This is a genomic window from Vampirovibrionales bacterium (genome assembly GCA_016712355.1).
Classification (GTDB): Bacteria; Cyanobacteriota; Vampirovibrionia; order Vampirovibrionales; family Vampirovibrionaceae; genus JADJRF01.
Genome location: JADJRF010000005.1, coordinates 1413641 through 1430077, shown reverse-complemented (window position 1 = coordinate 1430077; position 16437 = coordinate 1413641). Strand labels below are relative to the sequence as shown.

Sequence of the window (16437 nt, the reverse complement as noted above, 5' to 3'; positions counted from 1 at the left end):
TCATGTTGAGGATCATCGGTGCGCCACAGGGCCGGGGGGATCCAACGGGGACACCAGCAGGGTCCATTGATAAGATCGCAGTTATTAAGCGTCAGATTGCGCAGATCGCCGCCAGCAGGCGCTGAATATCGTCAGGCGACAAATACGCCGTTCGCAGATTCTCTTCTCGGTATTTGACGATTTTACACGGCGTCTTCACGAGCCAGTCCCATTCCACCGCCTTATGGAACAGATGCGAAAGCACCGCCAGATAGCGGGTTCACCGTGGCAGGCGCGAGGTATTTCTCGCGTAGATGACGCTTGAATCGCTCCACGCCAAAACGGTTGATCGCCGCCAGCTCGTATTCAGCAAAAAATGGCGTGATTTCCTGACGCAACTGGCGCGTCTTAATCGGAATATTCCGTCCGTCTTCCAGCGCCAGATTGTCGAGATACTGCGCCACTGCGTTGCTAAATTTCATGATGAGGCCCTCATTAATACTCGTCAGCCTGCATGATCGTGATAACCCGGACGGCGTTTGGATCCAGCGGAGCCTCCGACCTATAAGTCAGCGAGTCATCGGCAAACATGTCGATTTTCCAGAATAGACGCTGACCCGCGAACTCAAACGCCCCGAAGTCATGCTCGCCGTATGGGTCATTGTCCGGCGTAAAGGCGCTCAATTCCCGCAACGCCTTGAGCAGGACGTTCAGGCTCTCCTACGCCAGTGTGGTGACGCCTTGCGTCATGTAGCAGCGGCCATGCGGGATGCTCTTGCGGCAGTGGTCGTTTAATGCGGCGATGCGGTCGGCGCTCATACAGGAAAACCCTCTCGTTAAGACGACACCCTGTTATCGTGCCGGATGAGAGGGTTCCTGTGAGCCCCGCGAGGGCGAATCGTTGCAAAAATCAGTGTGAGTTGTCCAACATCGTCTGAATCACAGTCTTCAACGACGATAAATCGCTCGCCACAACCTGCCAGACGCGCGGCAGGCTAATTCCGAGGTAGTCGCGCGCCAGCCGGTTGCGAAACCCGCCAATCGCATGCCAGGGAATCTCTCTTGGGTAGGACGATTTCCATGCTGCAGGCAAACGTTGGACAGACTCCAACAACACCTGCAAGTTTCGCAGAACCGCATCTTGTGTTTTCGGGTCCGCTAAAAAGCTTTCAGCGCCTTCTTGGGTGTAGTCTTCAATCCGCTGGATGCACTCCAAAATGTGATGAAGATACAGGCAATCATCTTTCATAGCGGGTAAGCTTCACCCAAAATCCGTTCCCGCACAAACCAGTGCAACGTAGACGGATCCGCCACATCCACAGAACGGCCCAACAATCTCTCCAGATCCTCAATCATCCCAATCTGGTCCAGAATGCTACGCCCTTCCTCAAATTCCGCCAGAAAATCCACATCACTGTCCGGCGTCTCCCGTCCTTGAGCCACCGAGCCGAACACGCGAAGATTATACGCGCCATACTGTCGGACAATTCTCATTATCTCATCACGTCTTGATTTCACAAAATCAAGAAACACAGCAATTCCCCCCTCTGCTGGGCGAGCGCTTCACCGGGACGCCCACCCCCATCCATCGCGAAAAGACAGGAGTGGTGGCTCCTCCCAGATTTGAACTGGGGACACAAGGATTTTCAGTCCTCTGCTCTACCAACTGAGCTAAGGAGCCACCCGTTTGCGACACTCTCGCGCATCCACAAGGCAAAGTCAAGATCACCGATAGGGCCACAAGCCCGGGCCACGTAAGGGAAACGCCTTGGGGAAACTAAGCGAGGAGGACGCGGCCAGTGGTTTGAAGTATACTTGCAAGTCTTGCCTGTAAGACCCTCAAGAAATTAGAAGGCCCTCCGCTTCGTGCGCGCCCCTGAAGAATTCGCGATCTTGCGAGATCGTCGTTATCACCAAGTCGTCGCCCGTGATGCGCAACGGCAAGTTTTGCGACGCGGCGTTCACCGACTTGCAGGCCTATACGAGCGTCTTGTCTGGCACAGGCGATGGCAGGATATAGCGCTAATTCCAGAGCAAGGACGACGTCAAAAACTTTCCACCTGCATTATCACCATGAATGCAGAATCCCGTATTCGCCCATTATTAGAGTATATTCGCCCTTTTAGCGATGAAATCGTCGTGGGAGTGGACTCCAAAACAACGGACAATACCTTTCAGGCTTGTGAGGGATTAGCTGACGAACTATTCACGATTGAGAATGACGCGCCTACTTGCAATGGCGGTCTTGAGGCGTTAGTAAAACGCTGTCATGGCGATTGGGTGCTCAGACTGGATGATGATGAGTTCCCAGAACCGGCCTTTGCTCGATTTAAGGACGGCCTGCTATCAAGCGAGCTGTTTACCCACTATAAGTTACCGCGACTGCATTTGTCGTCGGTTGAGCGCGATCCGCTCGAGATTTCCGGACCGGCTCCTTACCACTTGTCGTGGATTCGGGATGGGTATCTGTATCCTGATTTTCAGTTGCGCCTGTTTCGAAATGACCCGGCCCTGTTGAGCTTCCCGGGCCCGGTCGGGCATGGCAGCATTCAATGCGAAGGACGCCGCGGAAAACTCAATAGCGTCCACCTTGTCCATTTAAATCTGGCGATGAACCCACGTTTTGCGCGTGAACAAAAACTTGATCGCTATATTGCGCGTCATAACGGCGGGTGGGTGCATCCGGTTAACGAGCTGGCTTTATTATTTGAAAATTTCAAGTATAAAATTGAACCCTATCGATATCCCGATGAAGCGTTTATCACGCTGATATCTGAGATAACACTGCACCAACGCGAATTACTACAAGCCCAACAACCAGAAGAGGACCTCCAGAATATGGGCACGCTGGGCGACCCCACCTCTTTACTCTCCTGAGAAAGATTCTGCCATGGCTATTCAATTCACAACGCCTAAATTGCCGACTCAAGATACGCAGCACAATGCCCATCAAGTTAAACGCGTATTATGGGTAACACTAGGCCTTAATTTCCTGGTCGCGGGAGCCAAATTAATATTGGGGTTTATGACGGGGACTCTCAGCCTCATTGCGGACGGTTTCCATTCGCTGCTGGACGGCTCTTCCAATGTCGTCGCTTTAATCGCGATAAGACTGTCGGCCTCGCCGCCCGATCCAGAACATCCTTACGGTCACCGTAAGTTTGAAGCGTTTGGCGCCATGATTATTTCGTTTTTCCTGTTTCTGGCAAGCTTTAATGTGTTGCAGGAAACCGTTAATCGTTTTATCCATCCACAGATATCCGCTCCCAACGTGTCCTGGTTGAATTATGCTGTAGTCGTCGGGTCGCTTCTGGTGAGTTTATGGGTAACGCGCTACGAAAGTCGGCGCGGACGAGAACTGGGCAGCCCCCTGCTTTTGGCTGACGCCCAACACACGCTGGCAGACGTCTATAGCCTGGGCTCCGTACTGATTGCGCTGGCGGCCATTCAGTTGGGGTGGGTGTGGGTGGATGCCGTGGCGGCAACCTTTATTGTGGTGATGATTTTCCGCGCCGGATATGGCATTATTACAGCGCATCTTGGCGCATTGGTAGACGGGGCGGCGCTCGACGACAAGCAAATTGAGGCCGTGGCGCTTCAAGTGCCGGGAGTTCGCAGTTGTCATAAAATTCGCAGCCGTGGAATGGACCATCACGTGTTCGTGGATCTGCATATTCAGGTGGATTCGTCGTTAACCGTGGAGCAGGCGCATCGAATCGCCGATGCGGTGGAACAAGCGCTTTACGCCATGCCGGGTGCGGGCATTCAGGACGTGCTGGTGCATGTAGAAGAATTTGAGGGAGAAACGCTCTCTCCTTTAAGCGGGGGATGTGCTCAAAGCGTCTAAAGACCATAATAGAGGGGTAGAATGACGCTCAAGGCGTTCTAGCGTCAGAAGAATAGGCGTTTTCGGCGAGGGTTTTCGGCGATGACGGGGGTTCCGTTACGGATTTTCAATAATCGACGCGTTGGGACGTGGCTATGCATTCTAATGGGCATGGTGGCGCTGACGCTGTTCTACCCGACGCCCCTCGCGCTGGCACAAAATATCGGACTGCCGACGCTGGATATCAAGGTTGGCTCGGCCGCGAGCCCACAGGCCGTCAGTAACGGGCTTCAGATTCTGATCTTACTCACCGTACTGACGCTGGCGCCCGCAATTGTGATTCTGGCGACCGCGTTTACGCGGATCGTGATCGTGTTATCTCTGACGCGGCAAGCGATCGGCTCGCCACAACTTCCTCCCAATCAGGTAATCGTAGGGCTCGCTCTGATTTTAACGTTTTTTGTGATGGCGCCGACATTCAATCAGGTGAATGGTCAAGCCGTACAGCCATATTTACAAGGAAAAATGCCCCAGGAAGTTGCCATCTCCAAAGCCATGGATCCAGTAAGGCTATTCATGTTTAAGCAGGTACAGCAAAAAGACGTCGAGCTGTTTATGGGGCTCGCCAAACTTAAGCGCCCGCGAAACGCAGGCGATGTTCCTACGCACGTACTGTTACCGGCTTTTATTATTAGTGAGTTAAAAACGGCCTTCCAATTAGGATTTGTGATTTTTCTACCCTTCTTGATTATTGACGTGGTCGTCTCTAGCATTCTCGTTTCGATGGGGATGCTATTTTTGCCGCCGTCGAGTATTTCTTTGCCGTTTAAACTTATCTTATTCGTGCTGGTAGATGGCTGGTCGTTGATTTGTCGCGCATTGGTGACGGGCTTCCATTAGCAATGTGAGAAGGCGCATGACGCAAACGACGTTAATTGATTTGCTACAGCAAGCCATTTGGTTGATGGTCCTATTGTCTGCGCCGATTTTAATCGTCAGCCTTGTAGTAGGGGTAGCTATCTCTATTTTTCAAGCAGTCACTCAGATTCAGGAATCCACACTAACGTTTGTTCCCAAAATTCTGGCGTCGTTTCTGGTATTCGTGCTAACAGCCCCTTGGCTGGTAGAAACCATGACGACCTATACAGCGCGCTTACTCGCGTCATTAATGACTTATGCGCATTAATCGACGAAGAGGAATGGGGTTAGACGCTTGCCGTACGCACGGCGCAGTCGGGCGCAGGGAGAATTAGAGATGGATTTAAATCTCCTTACGGTTGGCACCGTCGTCACATTTCTGCTCATTTTGACGCGCTTGAGCGGAATGCTTGTTAGCTCGCCGCTTTTTTCTGGTCAGAGTATCCCGGCGCAGATTAAAATTGCCATCGCAATTGGCTTAACGCTCACGTTGTTTCCGCTTCATGCGGCAGCCAAAAGCTATCATGCGCCAGACAATTTGATTCAGCTAAGCGCGTTACTGGCTCAGGAGTTTGTCATTGGTCTGTGTATCGGATTCACGGCGGATTTAATTTTCGCCGGTATTCGAATGGCAGGAGAATTCATTGGATTCCAAATGGGGTTAAGCATTTCTAACCTCTTAGATCCACAAAGCGGGACTGTCATGCCCCTGATGGGGCAATTGCTGTATATTTTTGCGTTTATGGCATTTTTAAGTCTAAACATCCACCACGGACTCATTGTCGCTGTAGACCGCAGTTTTTCATGGCTACCGATCGGTAACGGGCTAACGCGACTGGATTTACTCTTCGAGCGATTTCTGCATTTTGGAGCAGAAATGTTTGGACTGGCGCTGGCGCTGGCTTTACCTGTCATCGGCATTCTGTTTATTGCAGAAATTGCCCTTGCCTTTGTCGCGAAGGTAATGCCGCAAATGAATATCTTTATGGTAGCGCTGCCGCTAAAAGTAGCGCTCGGATTATTATTAATTTCTCTTTCTGCCCCGTTTCTACACGGCTACCTCTCAGATCAATATGCCGGGCTTATTCAAAATCTGCTGGGCCTGTACCAGCGGGTCTCGTAAGCGAGAGGGGCGACAATGGCTTCTGAGAACAGAACCGAAAAGCCTACATCCAAAAGGCTAGAAGATGCGCGCAAAGAGGGACAGGTCGCCCGCAGCCAGGATTTAAACGGCGCAATTATGCTGGCGACCGCTACCGCAATTTTCGGACTGGTGGGACCTTATACTTACAACACGATTTTTGGGATGACTCGCTATAGCTATTCTCAATTACTGGTGATTGCATCTCGTCCCGAACAATTTACGCCATTATTAATCAGTGCGGCGCAAAGCATTATCGGATTGATTTTCCCCTTTATGCTTGCCATCGCAACCATGGCGATATTGGGCAATCTGGTGCAAGTAAAGCCCATGATCACGCCCAAGGCAGTGATGCCAAAACTCGATAAAATCAATCCACTTTCAGGGTTTAAGCGTATGTTTTCTATGCGATCGATGGTCGAAGTGGCCAAAGCGCTGCTAAAAATGGGAGTCATTACCGGTTGCGCGTGGGCGGTAATTGCCAGTTCGCAAGACCAATTGCTCGGGATCAGTGGACAAGAGCCCGGCGTGGCCGTCGGCGTTATTTTACAGGTTGTCGGGAATTTAGCGATCACGGCCTCAGCCGTTTTTTTTGTACTCGGTCTCGTAGATTATTTCTATCAAAAATACGAGTTTGAAAAACAGTTGCGGATGAGCCGCCAGGAAATCAAAGATGAGCATAAAAACATGGAAGGCGACCCGCAGATTAAACGTAAAATTCGCGAAGCCGGGATCCAGATGGCGCGGCGCCGGCAGTTAGCGGCCGTCAAAACGGCGGATGTCGTCGTGACCAACCCCACCCACTTTGCCGTCGCCATTCAATATGATCCCGATATCAGCCCCGCGCCGCGCGTAGTCGCCAAAGGACAGGATTATTTTGCGCTCAAGATGCGAGAAGTTGCAAAAGAGGCAGGCGTTCCCACCTTCGAAAATAAGCCGCTCGCGCAATCACTGTTTAAACTGGTTGAAGTCGACGCCATGATTCCCGCCGAATTATTCGTCGCCGTAGCCGAAGTGTTAGCGGTGGTTTTCGCCAAACGTGGCGGACGGCGCGCAACAAAAAAGCGGCGCGACTAACATCAAATATATTCGGGCGTCAAACAGAACCCAGCGATCCGTCTTCTATCGAAAGAGGCTGTAGCGGAGAATTATACGCCTGCGCAAGCAAATGTAAACAACTGACGGGCAATGCGCCATACAATAAGAAGGGAGAGGCGAGAAAACCAAGGCAACAGGTAACAACCCCAAAAATGGCCGTCACAAGGAAATACCCCATCGCCATCCCGAGGTTTAAAAGCATCGCCGTGAGAATTCGCCAGTAACGACCTTGAACCAACTGGATTGCCTTCGAAATATCCCATAAATCTCGAAATTTTCGAGTTTGCGAACTCTGCGCCAGAGGAGCCAGCCAGTAAGGCGAGAGCGCAAGGCTTACGATACAGCCCATCAACATTATAACGAAAAATATCATCATAAAATACGCGACCGTATCCGGCATGTTCGCACCTAATATCGCCGCTGCGCCAAACATAAACATGACAGGAATCAGAACAAGCAGGTTAATCGCCATATAAAAAACGAACGGTTTCCAACCGTCTTTTAAAAACTCTTTCATCAAACGAACGCCGGGCCCAGGCGCATCCAACCCCTCCCGCCTCCAGACGTCCAACAGATGCCATTGAAACCCATAAAAATAGACCGTGAAAACCATTCCCGTCATGCTGGACACAATTTGTCCCAAAATGCGAAAGAGCGAAAATAAGGCTTTTGAAGGCATAAAGGGTAAAGACAAGAGGTCTAATCCGTCCGACACACTTTTCAGCTGGATCAGCTCACGGACACCACTCCAAATAGTCGGGTTCCAGACATCTGGCTGAAGCGCTTGTTGGACGCCATCTGAGCCGAAATAGACAAACGTCACCAGCACGCCTACCAACGTAATGACACAATTGAACGCGAATCCCGCCATCATCACGGCCAGATAAACCAAGCCAGGCGTCAGCACACAGGCAACCCAATTGCGGAAAGGATATTCTAACGCGTGACGGAAGTTAAACTGAAATCGCGTCTTATTTGCCATTACTGGGCTGTAATCTCAGTCGCGGGCTCTCCAATCAAGAAGAATCCCTCAGCGCTACTGGGGCTCAATCGATACAACCCGTTAAACACGCTGGCGGCAAAGGCATTGGGCGTCGGGTAAGCAAACACGCCATATCCGGTGGGTTCCAGCCCATGTCGACGCATCAGCGTGGCGAGAGTAGAAAACGAAAAGTAGGCAACATGATCGGGATGGGCGAATTCTTTGCCTAAAAAGAAAGGTCGTAGCGCGCCTTTTAAGCTCAAGGCGTTTGGCGTGGTAATGACCACCCGCCCATGGGACGGGCAAAGACGCCTTAACCCGGCTAACAGTTGGCCTGGATTGCTAACGTGTTCAATAACGTCGCAGCAGTAAATGAGATCGAAGGGCTCGCATAAGCGAGGATTCAACGCCTCAGGCAGATCCGTCATATCCGCCAGCAGCACATCGTCGACGCCTGTCGTCTCGCGCAGTCGTTGCACCGAAGGCTCGTCAATATCAACGCCTGTCAGTGCGCTTGCGACTCGGCGCAATTTAAGATGCAACAATTCTCCCGTTTGCAAACGATCCTCTGTCAGTGGAGCATCGGTTGCGCCCACATGCAGTACGCGCTTGCCTTGCGCCATCGCCAGCAAGAAGGCGTCGCGATCGCACAGCGACGGTCGCGGCAAAACCTTGCGCCACGGCAACGCTTGCGGCAGAGACAGGCGAGAGGGAGCATTGAGAAGAGAGGTCGTCATATCAAGGGCATCATAGCAAAGCGCAGACCCAGAACGCCGACTTTCAGACGAAAGATCCTCCAGATGCCGGGCTTAATATTCAATTCCGGGACGGGCGCGCACCCCTTGTTGCCAATAATGCTTCAACGGCTGCACATCACTCACCAAATCTGCAACCGCAAGGATATCTGGATGCGCGCGACGACCCGTCAGGACGATTTCCAGTGCAGGCGGCTTGTCGCACAAAAAAGCCAGCATCTCTTCTCGATCAATAAACCCTAAATCCAGGGCAATATTGGCTTCATCCATTACCAATAAATCGTACTGCAAACCTTGGGCGGCACGTTTGGCCAACGCCCAGCCATAGCGCATTTTTTCGGCATCTTGCGCATTGGCGTTACTTGAAAACACGATGCGATCCAGCCCCGCTTGTACCACCGTCAGCCGGGCAGCAATAGCCGGGCGCAATTGACGTAGCGCAAACAACTCACCGTAATGATCGCCGCCTTTTGCAAACATAATGAGCAACACGCGAAAGCCTCGCCCCAAAGCCCGAAGCGTTAATCCCAAAGAGGCCGTGGTTTTACCCTTACCCAGACCCGTATAGACGTGAATATAGCCGCGCTGCTGGGCAGACGTCTCAAACGCGCCGGGCGGCAACATGTTAAACGGCTCATTTTGAGATGGATTAAAACGCGCGTCCACGGCCAATCCTTTCCCCGAAGGGGATCCTTGGCCTTCATTATAGGCGAGCCCATCTTCTACGCCCGTGTCGGGATGCAGAGTTCGTCATCTCAGAGGAGAAGGATTTTTAACCGGACCGAGGCAAAAGGCTTTCGTTTCTCGCCAGGATCACCTGCGCCTCTTCCAGCTTTCGGGCGAGTTCTAGCTGAATGGCCTGTAAGACGTCCATGTGCTGATTAAAGTCGGGGCTCTCGACGAAATAAACCACTTCCAGCGTTCGTCCCGTCAGCGTAAAAGCGCAAATATGGGCGCGATCGAAGCGAGCGGGAGGACCTTGACTCTCCACGACTTCTTTTGCCAGCAACGCAGCCGCAGAGAGTTTATCGATCGGCACGTCGTGGTCCAGCGTCATCTGGAAAGAAACCCGACGGGCCATCATGCGCCGAAAATTACGGATGCGACCCTTCAGAAGGTCGCCATTGGGAACAATCAGTTCTTCTCCCCCGACGGCGCGAATTCGCGTGTTTTTAATCCCGATATGCTGGACAGTTCCCGAGAAATCGTCCAGGCCAATAAAATCGCCGACGATAAAAGGTTTATCCATGACGATTGAAAACGCGCCGATCACATCTTTAAGCGTGTTTTGAACCGCTAACGCCACAGCAACGCCGCCAATCCCAAGGCCCGTAATAAGCGCCGTGACATTCATACCCATATTTTGTAAGCCGATAGCCAGCAACAGGAGCCAAAAGACAAGCATCGCAATTGCACGAACAGGCCCGAGCATAGTTTTTGCCGTCAAGCGTTCGGCTTCGCTAGCGCGACTGGCCAGATATCGACCAAACAGGAAGTCAGCAAAACGGCCCGCCCACAACGCCAACTGCAACAGGCAGGCAACCCAGGGCAGAACCTGAAAAATATGAGCCGCCGAAGGAGGTAGGCGCAGCAGCGACGATGCCAGCCACAACGTCACGCACAGCATGGGGACAGGATGGATTGAAGAAACCAGATCGGCGACGAAATTATCAATCTCCATCGGGGTTTTTCCGGCGAGTTTCTGGAGATAGCCTCCCCCGATGGTTCGCGCCGTCCACAAAAGCAGATAGCCGCCGCCGGCCGTGACAAATGCGACAATCCATACGCGCACGGCGTTTCCCCAAAAAACGCTATCCAGCGCGGTCAGCCAATCGCTTTGCATTCAACCCTTTCTTGGCAGTCGTTCCTGATAAAATGACGCATATCCTCATTGCCCCTGTGGCGGAATTGGTAGACGCGACAGACTTAGGATCTGTTGGCTTTACGGCTGTACCCGTTCGAGTCGGGTCAGGGGCAATCTGGACCCTTATCGATGACGCGGCGGAAAGCGTCCCTCGTCGGCGTCGAGCAGCTCAAACCATGTCTCGACATACGGGTTATCGGGGCATAGTTCCAAGCGCAAGCTTTCAAAACGAGCCATCCGCTCGGGCGACTCTGGACGGTTGGTGCGCGTTTGATACGTCCACGCCAGAATCTTAGACTCGTCTTGCGCGTCGCTATGCTTTCTCACCCAGGCCAGCATCTCTTCATCCGTCTTGCCGCCAGCCACTTCCGCCTTGAAAAACGTCGGGTCAATGCGGGTAAAATCGAAGAAACGACGATCCAGTGAACAATTGAATTGATAATCTCCCTGGGTTTCAGCAAGCGTGGCGCGGCATTTGTCTAGAATACGCGGCAGCAACACAAAAGGGCCCAGCATTGCGCCAGGGCTGCGAGGCGGGGTCTTCGCCAAATCGGGGGCCGCAGGAGCCTGCGTTCCAGAGGAAAAGGCAAGAGATGAAAACTTGAAAGCGGCCATGCGGGAATCACTCCTTCCAGTCAAACAGACCTCGGCCCGCTTATTCTATCCTGTCCGCTCACGCAAAAAAAGCCGTCTTTACAGCGAGAGGCGTCAAAAGCCACCTGAAAGTATATCCCCGCGAATGACGATTTGTTGCATCCGAGGCAAATTTGAGAGCGTCGAGGTTTTTATTCTAGTAAGGAATCACTTTGGCGCCCGTGCGCCCTGTCTCGTCACTTGTAAGGGGAAATACGTCACATCCGGCGAAGGTCGAACCTGCCTGTTCGCGTGACATCAACGCGGGTCTGGCGAGAGGCGGTCTTAACGGATTATAGGGAGGATATGATTGATGCGTGATTGTTTCCATTCGGATGATGTGTTGGATCGCTATCTCAATGATCGCATGCTGGATCTGGCGCAAGAAATCCTCAAGCAGAAGGATCAGGACGAGGAGCGCTTTTTAGGCGCGCAAGGCGTTCTGTTACTGCACGGCCTCATTTAGCGCCGGCCAGTCAGACAAAAATGCAAACGGTCGGCGATAAAGCCGACCGTTTGTCGTAAAACCGCAAGCCAGAAGGCTATTGACGCTCGCGAATAATCGTCGCGCAGAATTCGTCGAAATCGCCCGCCCAGTCGTTGATATAAATATTGCGCTTAACCTGTTGCCACGGCGTCCGAATCGGAGCAGGAGGCGTTTCCCATTGCTGGTGAGCCGTTTGAAGGGTAATGGCGCGCACGCTCATCGGAGAGTAGCCCTTGTTACGCAACAATTGCGGATCCGGCGTGTAGCCATAGGCTTGAACGCTCATCAAGAGCAGCGTCATCAAGCTGAAAACAATCGCAGGGCGAACGCTTGGAACGACGCTCGGACGAAGGGAAGTCATCAGCAAAATCCTCACGGTTAATCGCGCGCAATTAAAAAACGATCTGTCCTGAGACAATCTCTTCTGTAGTGTAAGAGATGGCGACGCAAAGCGATATCCCTATTATAGGGGAGATTTACAAAGCAGCTGCCCTTATAATGAAAGAGCCATCGACCGGAAGCCCGCGCCGTTATGACAGAAGCCGCTCCTCCTTCTCCCAGGGAAGGCCGTAAGTTCAGACCCGTCACCTACCCCACGGACGTGGCAGGGCTTGCCATGCCATGGGAAACGCTTGAAGCCGTCGTCTACGGGGTCTCTTCGATTGATTTAACTTCAATCCCTCTGCACTCTCGAGAAGACGCCGCCCGGTTTTTGTTGAGCTATGGGTACGACTTCGCGCAGCCCGCCGATCGCGCGGAAGTTGCGGCTCTTTTTAAGGAAGCCGCGCAGTTTATCAATGAACGATTCCTTAAAAACAGTCCGCAATGGGAAGAAAAAGGCGAGCCGGCTTCGCCCGCCGCCGCCGTGCCGCGGATGCTTGCCCAGTCTTCCGACCCGCTAGACCTGATGGTGATGGCGTCTCGCCAGGATCAAGAAGGCTATTGGGCCTGCGCGATTCTCAAAGTGATGCACACGTTATCGCATATTGAAAACGGGCCATACTACCGGCAATTTCTGGAAGCGCGCCAGCAGATTCTCAGCCTGTTTGAGCGAACCCTGTCAAAAGACGAGGCGGGCTACTATACCTTGCCGGGCCTCTATAACGCCCCAGGCTTGAGCCTCTACGGTTTTGAAGCCAAGAGCCAGAAAACCCGCGAAAGCACCTTGGTCAAATTGCTCTGCAAAAAGGGCAACGTGGCGGAAAACGTGACCGACTGGGTCGGCGTCCGCTTTATTACGCATACCAGCGCCGATGCGGTGCGCGTTTTGCGGACGTTGCTGGATCGCCAAGTCATTGTTTTTCCCAATATCATTCCGAGCCGTTCGCGTAATACGCTGTTGGATTTGGGTGGATTTCGCGCCCAATATGATGCGCTGCAAGCGGCGATTGAGCGAGGAGAGCAAGATTTAGAGGAAATGGACGCGTTGTTTCGGCAATTTGGCTCGAATGGTGACGATGACGGCGAACGGGGAAGCTTTAAAAGCCATAACCCCGCCAGCTCAGACGAATACCGTTCATTACAAATCACATGCCGTCATCTGATCCGCATCCGTTCTGGCTCGGATGCAGCCGAAACCCGGTTCTTCATTCCCTATGAAATCCAGATTCTGGATCGCGCCAGCTATTTTGAAAGCCGCCATGGGGCAAGCGCCCACCAGATCTATAAACAAAAGCAGATCGCCACCGCGCGACGCCGCGTGCTCGGTCCTTTGCTGCGCGAGAACATCCAGCCTCAGTAGGAGGCGTCTTCTTCTGCCAGTTCGTATTCGACGTCTTCTTCGTCAGGATCCATCATCGGCTTTTGGGCAGGCGGCCGCACCGCAGGAGTCGACGGAGCCTGACTCAGCGCCAAGGCAAGCGCCTTAATTGTCGGCGGACGGTAGCCAAAAAGGTCAATTCTCAAATCGGCTTGCGGCATCAGGGCCTCTGGGCAGGGGCCGCCCGCCTGCGCCAATATGATCGCGCTCTGCGGAAAACGCGCGCGTAAGGCCTCATAACAGGCAGCCTGAGTGGGATGCTGGAGCGGATTATACGTGACAAAGAGAATGACATCCGGCGTCTCATTGGAAGGCTCTGGCAACGCCACCGGCTCGGCGGGTGAATATCGAATCTGGGTAAGAGGGTACAAGCCGCCAGCTTCCAACCAGTCGGCCAGACCGGCGCAATCATGGGCTTCATATGCGTAATGGGCAATGCTTTGACGGTCCGGGACGATTAACCAGAAGAGATCTTCAGGCGTTAAGGGCAAAGAAATCCGCGTTTCGTGCAGGTCGGGAGACGAGGAAAGCCGTAGAGCCCGCATAGCGATGAAATCGCTGACAGCCTCAATAGCCTGAGGCGTCATCACTTGAGCCGCAAGCGCCGGCTGCGGCTTGATAGACGACACCCGCGACTTGGCGCGTTGAATACGCGCCAATGACGCCTGATGCGCCTCCATCGAGAGCCGTCCGTCCTGCAGCGCCTGGCAAATAGCCTCATGCACATGTCGCTCGCGCTCGCCGCAGTCGCGATAAACGAGCATATCCACGCCTGCTTCCAACGCCGCCAGCGCGCACGCAACGGGCTCACCGAATTCGCGCAAAGCGCCCATCGTCATATCATCACTGAAAATGACGCCATCAAAGCCCAATTCATCACGCAGTAAACCCTGCGCAACGCGTTTGGAAAGAGAAGCAGGCCGACGGCCTTCGCCTGCGGCGTCCTGAAGCGATGGATAATACCCGTGAGACAGCATCATGGCAGGTAATCCCGCCTCAATTGCCTGCCGAAAGGGAGCGAGTTCGGCTTCAGAATACGTCAAGGTCGGTAGAGCCTCATGGGAATCCACCGTTCCGCTGCCATGGCCCGGAAAATGCTTGCCTACCGCCAGCAAGTGACGCGTCGTCATGCGCTCTAAAACCACCGACGCAAAGCGCCAGACGATGTCAGGATCGTCGCCAAAGGCGCGAACGCCAATCACGGGATTCGGAGGATCGCCATTCACGTCCAGCGTGGGGAAAAAATTGACGTTAAACCCCAGCAGACTCAAATAAAACGCCTGTAAATCGTAAACCTCGGCGCAAAATTCATTGCTGGCGTCATCGCGCAAGGCGCGCGCGACAGCCATAGGACTGATAGACGGGGGGAAGACGGTATACGGCAAACGTTCAATGAGACCGCCCTCCTGATCCAAAGCCAAAAACGGAGCCGCAAAGCCCGATTCTTGATAAACAGCTCGGATATCGGCCAACAGTTGCGCGGTCGCCTCAGGCGTCTGCGGAACCAACGCCTCAAAATTCCGCCGAAAGAAGAGCACCCCACCCAAACCCATCGCCAGAAACGAGCGGAGCGACTCACTGGGCTGTGCGCCTTCATAACCGAGCATCATACGTTGGGCGACCTGATGCGCCAGCGGGGCGGCGTCTGACATAAACCGGGCGTCTCCTGAAACTCGAACTCCGTAAGCCCTGATTGTACGCGGTGACCAGCCAAAACGCAAAACGCCCTGAATTACCGCAAAAAAAAGCCGCTCAATAAATGAGCAGCCGCATCATCAGTAAGAAAGGAAGGATGGAAAAGAGAAGAATAGAGAAGAATCTGAGAAAAAGGCAGGTAAGCGCCATGTCTTACATGCGTAATATACCCAGCCGCCCCCACGGCGCAAGCGTTATATTTATTTATTGTTACAGTCAATAGCCCAATGGCTTGCCACGTTCAAGCAACGTCATTGGCAGGCTGCCGACCGGCAAGCAAGGCCTCGGCATGATGACAGTAAACCAGGTGATCCGGGATCAGGGACTGCGCAATGGGCTCTTCCTGTCGACAAATATCGGTCACATACGGACAGCGGGTATGAAAACGACATCCCGCCGGCGGGTGGGCGGGACTGGGCAGGTCTCCCTCCAGATAAAGCCGCCCCTCGCGTTTGGCAGTGGGATCTGGCGTCGGAATGGCCGACAGCAGCGCTTGGGTATATGGATGCAACGGGCGATGATACAGCTCGCCGGCCGGCGCGATCTCAACAATCTTACCCAAGTACATCACGGCGGCGCGATCGCTAATATATTCGATGACGCTGAGATTATGGGCGATAAACAACATCGTCAGCCCTTCGTCTCGCTTGAGATCGTCCAGCAGATTCAGGATTTGCGCTTGAATAGAGACATCTAGCGCACTCACCGGCTCATCGGCGACGATAAACTTGGGCTTAAGGGCAATGGCGCGCGCAATACCCACGCGCTGACGCTGACCGCCGGAAAACTCATGGGGGAAGCGATTGGCCGCATCTTTCGGCAGACCCACGCGGTCTAGTAAACGCGTAATCTCGTGGCTCAAAGCGCGTCCGCGACAAATTCTGTGAATCAGAAAAGGTTCTGCCAGCGCATCGCCGATGCGCATGCGTGGATTGAGGCTGGAATAGGGATTTTGAAAGACGATTTGCATCTGGCGGCGCACCGGGCGCAAGCGGCGCTCAGATAATTGAGCGAGGTCAAGGCCCTGAAAAATCGTTTGGCCCGCCGACGGGCGAGTCAACTGCAGAAGGCAGCGTCCCAGCGTGGATTTACCACAGCCGGATTCTCCTACCAACCCGAGGGTTTCACCTGCCCGAATCGCCAGATCGACGCCGCTGACAGCCTGTATAGCGCCAGCTTCACGGTTAAAAGAGCCTTTGAGAATCGCAAACCGCTTGGTTAAACCGCGCACGTCAAACAGAACGTCGGAAGAGGAGGGCGAACCATCGGAGGCGGAGGCGTAAGAGGCGTCAGACATAGG

20 protein-coding genes and 2 tRNA genes are annotated in these 16437 nt (G+C 53.3%); 9 read left to right on the top strand and 13 right to left on the bottom strand.

Translation table 11 applies throughout. The features are described from left to right. Window positions 1–221: 221 nt before the first annotated feature. The 5 genes from IPK79_07990 to IPK79_07970 all read right to left on the bottom strand — a co-directional run bounded on the left by IPK79_07990 (window position 222) and on the right by IPK79_07970 (window position 1660). Window positions 222–461, bottom strand: coding sequence for a hypothetical protein (locus IPK79_07990; GenBank protein MBK8190376.1), 240 nt, complete (start codon window positions 459–461; stop codon window positions 222–224). A gap of 13 nt (window positions 462–474) precedes the next feature. Further along, window positions 475–693, bottom strand: coding sequence for a DUF3768 domain-containing protein (locus tag IPK79_07985; GenBank protein MBK8190375.1), 219 nt, complete (start codon window positions 691–693; stop codon window positions 475–477). A 196-nt stretch (window positions 694–889) separates the two neighbouring features. Then, window positions 890–1228, bottom strand: a complete 339-nt coding sequence (locus tag IPK79_07980) for a DUF86 domain-containing protein (protein MBK8190374.1) — start codon at window positions 1226–1228, stop codon at window positions 890–892. Beyond that, the gene (locus tag IPK79_07975; GenBank protein ID MBK8190373.1) at window positions 1225–1473 is read right to left on the bottom strand and encodes a nucleotidyltransferase family protein; all 249 of its coding nucleotides are present in this window, start codon (window positions 1471–1473) and stop codon (window positions 1225–1227) included. The genes IPK79_07980 and IPK79_07975 overlap by 4 nt, the downstream gene beginning before the upstream one ends. A gap of 111 nt (window positions 1474–1584) precedes the next feature. After that, window positions 1585–1660: transfer RNA gene (locus IPK79_07970), tRNA-Phe, on the bottom strand. Window positions 1661–1845: 185 nt separating this feature from the next. On the opposite strand from IPK79_07970, the gene IPK79_07965 reads away from it, so the two are divergent. The 6 genes from IPK79_07965 (at window position 1846) to flhB (ending at window position 6941) form a co-directional block, all read left to right on the top strand. Then, window positions 1846–2856, top strand: a complete 1011-nt coding sequence (locus IPK79_07965; GenBank protein MBK8190372.1) for a glycosyltransferase — start codon at window positions 1846–1848, stop codon at window positions 2854–2856. A 13-nt stretch (window positions 2857–2869) separates the two neighbouring features. Beyond that, window positions 2870–3826 carry a cation transporter gene (locus tag IPK79_07960; protein ID MBK8190371.1) on the top strand — a complete coding sequence of 319 codons (957 nt, stop codon included), beginning with the start codon at window positions 2870–2872 and terminating at the stop codon, window positions 3824–3826. A gap of 144 nt (window positions 3827–3970) precedes the next feature. Continuing rightward, complete coding sequence (gene fliP, locus IPK79_07955; protein MBK8190370.1) at window positions 3971–4705, top strand: flagellar type III secretion system pore protein FliP; 735 nt, start codon at window positions 3971–3973, stop codon at window positions 4703–4705. Window positions 4706–4721: 16 nt separating this feature from the next. Further along, window positions 4722–4991 (top strand): flagellar biosynthesis protein FliQ, encoded by a 270-nt coding sequence (fliQ, locus tag IPK79_07950; protein ID MBK8190369.1) that lies wholly within the window; start codon window positions 4722–4724, stop codon window positions 4989–4991. A 69-nt stretch (window positions 4992–5060) separates the two neighbouring features. After that, a complete protein-coding gene (gene fliR, locus IPK79_07945) occupies window positions 5061–5846 on the top strand; it encodes a flagellar biosynthetic protein FliR (protein MBK8190368.1) in 786 nt (261 codons plus the stop codon). 15 nt (window positions 5847–5861) lie between these two features. Next, window positions 5862–6941, top strand: a complete 1080-nt coding sequence (gene flhB / locus IPK79_07940) for a flagellar biosynthesis protein FlhB (GenBank protein ID MBK8190367.1) — start codon at window positions 5862–5864, stop codon at window positions 6939–6941. Window positions 6942–6960: 19 nt separating this feature from the next. Here flhB and IPK79_07935 read toward each other — a convergent pair whose 3' ends face one another. From IPK79_07935 to IPK79_07920, 4 genes are all read right to left on the bottom strand, one after another. Then, window positions 6961–7944, bottom strand: a complete 984-nt coding sequence (locus IPK79_07935; GenBank protein ID MBK8190366.1) for a DUF4013 domain-containing protein — start codon at window positions 7942–7944, stop codon at window positions 6961–6963. Continuing rightward, on the bottom strand, window positions 7944–8681 hold the full coding sequence (locus IPK79_07930; protein ID MBK8190365.1) for a class I SAM-dependent methyltransferase: 738 nt from the start codon (window positions 8679–8681) through the stop codon (window positions 7944–7946). The genes IPK79_07935 and IPK79_07930 overlap by 1 nt, the downstream gene beginning before the upstream one ends. A 72-nt stretch (window positions 8682–8753) precedes the next feature. Next, window positions 8754–9365: a cob(I)yrinic acid a,c-diamide adenosyltransferase gene (locus tag IPK79_07925; protein ID MBK8190364.1), complete on the bottom strand. Its 612-nt coding sequence runs from the start codon at window positions 9363–9365 to the stop codon at window positions 8754–8756. A 106-nt stretch (window positions 9366–9471) separates the two neighbouring features. After that, the gene (locus IPK79_07920; GenBank protein ID MBK8190363.1) at window positions 9472–10542 is read right to left on the bottom strand and encodes a mechanosensitive ion channel family protein; all 1071 of its coding nucleotides are present in this window, start codon (window positions 10540–10542) and stop codon (window positions 9472–9474) included. Between the two features lie 50 nt (window positions 10543–10592). Between IPK79_07920 and IPK79_07915 the strand changes: the two genes are divergently transcribed. Further along, window positions 10593–10676, top strand: a tRNA-Leu gene (locus IPK79_07915). Between the two features lie 10 nt (window positions 10677–10686). Here the strand turns inward: IPK79_07915 and IPK79_07910 are convergent. Further along, window positions 10687–11178, bottom strand: coding sequence for a DUF5069 domain-containing protein (locus IPK79_07910; GenBank protein ID MBK8190362.1), 492 nt, complete (start codon window positions 11176–11178; stop codon window positions 10687–10689). 331 nt (window positions 11179–11509) lie between these two features. Here IPK79_07910 and IPK79_07905 point away from each other — a divergent pair, with 331 nt between their 5' ends. Continuing rightward, window positions 11510–11662 (top strand): hypothetical protein, encoded by a 153-nt coding sequence (locus IPK79_07905; protein ID MBK8190361.1) that lies wholly within the window; start codon window positions 11510–11512, stop codon window positions 11660–11662. A gap of 76 nt (window positions 11663–11738) precedes the next feature. Here the strand turns inward: IPK79_07905 and IPK79_07900 are convergent, their stop codons facing one another. Further along, on the bottom strand, window positions 11739–12044 hold the full coding sequence (locus tag IPK79_07900) for a hypothetical protein (GenBank protein ID MBK8190360.1): 306 nt from the start codon (window positions 12042–12044) through the stop codon (window positions 11739–11741). Between the two features lie 171 nt (window positions 12045–12215). Between IPK79_07900 and IPK79_07895 the strand changes: the two genes are divergently transcribed. After that, window positions 12216–13424 (top strand): TIGR04552 family protein, encoded by a 1209-nt coding sequence (locus tag IPK79_07895; GenBank protein ID MBK8190359.1) that lies wholly within the window; start codon window positions 12216–12218, stop codon window positions 13422–13424. Here IPK79_07895 and IPK79_07890 read toward each other — a convergent pair. Both IPK79_07890 and IPK79_07885 read right to left on the bottom strand, forming a co-directional pair. Continuing rightward, on the bottom strand, window positions 13418–15094 hold the full coding sequence (locus tag IPK79_07890; protein ID MBK8190358.1) for a hypothetical protein: 1677 nt from the start codon (window positions 15092–15094) through the stop codon (window positions 13418–13420). The genes IPK79_07895 and IPK79_07890 overlap by 7 nt on opposite strands. 284 nt (window positions 15095–15378) lie before the next feature. Further along, the gene (locus tag IPK79_07885; GenBank protein ID MBK8190357.1) at window positions 15379–16434 is read right to left on the bottom strand and encodes an ABC transporter ATP-binding protein; all 1056 of its coding nucleotides are present in this window, start codon (window positions 16432–16434) and stop codon (window positions 15379–15381) included. Window positions 16435–16437 lie beyond the last annotated feature (3 nt).

What these genes read in the sequence shown, in the direction of transcription:
- IPK79_07905 (MBK8190361.1), top strand. Translation starts at nt 11,510, where the DNA reads ATGCGTGATTGTTTCCATTCGGATGATGTGTTGGATCGCTATCTCAAT.
- IPK79_07900 (MBK8190360.1), bottom strand. Translation starts at nt 12,044, where the DNA reads ATGACTTCCCTTCGTCCGAGCGTCGTTCCAAGCGTTCGCCCTGCGATT.
- IPK79_07990 (MBK8190376.1), bottom strand. Translation starts at nt 461, where the DNA reads ATGAAATTTAGCAACGCAGTGGCGCAGTATCTCGACAATCTGGCGCTG.
- IPK79_07975 (MBK8190373.1), bottom strand. Translation starts at nt 1,473, where the DNA reads ATGAGAATTGTCCGACAGTATGGCGCGTATAATCTTCGCGTGTTCGGC.
- IPK79_07885 (MBK8190357.1), bottom strand. Translation starts at nt 16,434, where the DNA reads ATGTCTGACGCCTCTTACGCCTCCGCCTCCGATGGTTCGCCCTCCTCT.
- IPK79_07890 (MBK8190358.1), bottom strand. Translation starts at nt 15,094, where the DNA reads ATGTCAGACGCCGCCCCGCTGGCGCATCAGGTCGCCCAACGTATGATG.
- fliR (MBK8190368.1), top strand. Translation starts at nt 5,061, where the DNA reads ATGGATTTAAATCTCCTTACGGTTGGCACCGTCGTCACATTTCTGCTC.
- IPK79_07930 (MBK8190365.1), bottom strand. Translation starts at nt 8,681, where the DNA reads ATGACGACCTCTCTTCTCAATGCTCCCTCTCGCCTGTCTCTGCCGCAA.
- IPK79_07960 (MBK8190371.1), top strand. Translation starts at nt 2,870, where the DNA reads ATGGCTATTCAATTCACAACGCCTAAATTGCCGACTCAAGATACGCAG.
- IPK79_07920 (MBK8190363.1), bottom strand. Translation starts at nt 10,542, where the DNA reads ATGCAAAGCGATTGGCTGACCGCGCTGGATAGCGTTTTTTGGGGAAAC.
- fliP (MBK8190370.1), top strand. Translation starts at nt 3,971, where the DNA reads ATGGGCATGGTGGCGCTGACGCTGTTCTACCCGACGCCCCTCGCGCTG.
- fliQ (MBK8190369.1), top strand. Translation starts at nt 4,722, where the DNA reads ATGACGCAAACGACGTTAATTGATTTGCTACAGCAAGCCATTTGGTTG.
- IPK79_07935 (MBK8190366.1), bottom strand. Translation starts at nt 7,944, where the DNA reads ATGGCAAATAAGACGCGATTTCAGTTTAACTTCCGTCACGCGTTAGAA.
- IPK79_07910 (MBK8190362.1), bottom strand. Translation starts at nt 11,178, where the DNA reads ATGGCCGCTTTCAAGTTTTCATCTCTTGCCTTTTCCTCTGGAACGCAG.
- flhB (MBK8190367.1), top strand. Translation starts at nt 5,862, where the DNA reads ATGGCTTCTGAGAACAGAACCGAAAAGCCTACATCCAAAAGGCTAGAA.
- IPK79_07895 (MBK8190359.1), top strand. Translation starts at nt 12,216, where the DNA reads ATGACAGAAGCCGCTCCTCCTTCTCCCAGGGAAGGCCGTAAGTTCAGA.
- IPK79_07980 (MBK8190374.1), bottom strand. Translation starts at nt 1,228, where the DNA reads ATGAAAGATGATTGCCTGTATCTTCATCACATTTTGGAGTGCATCCAG.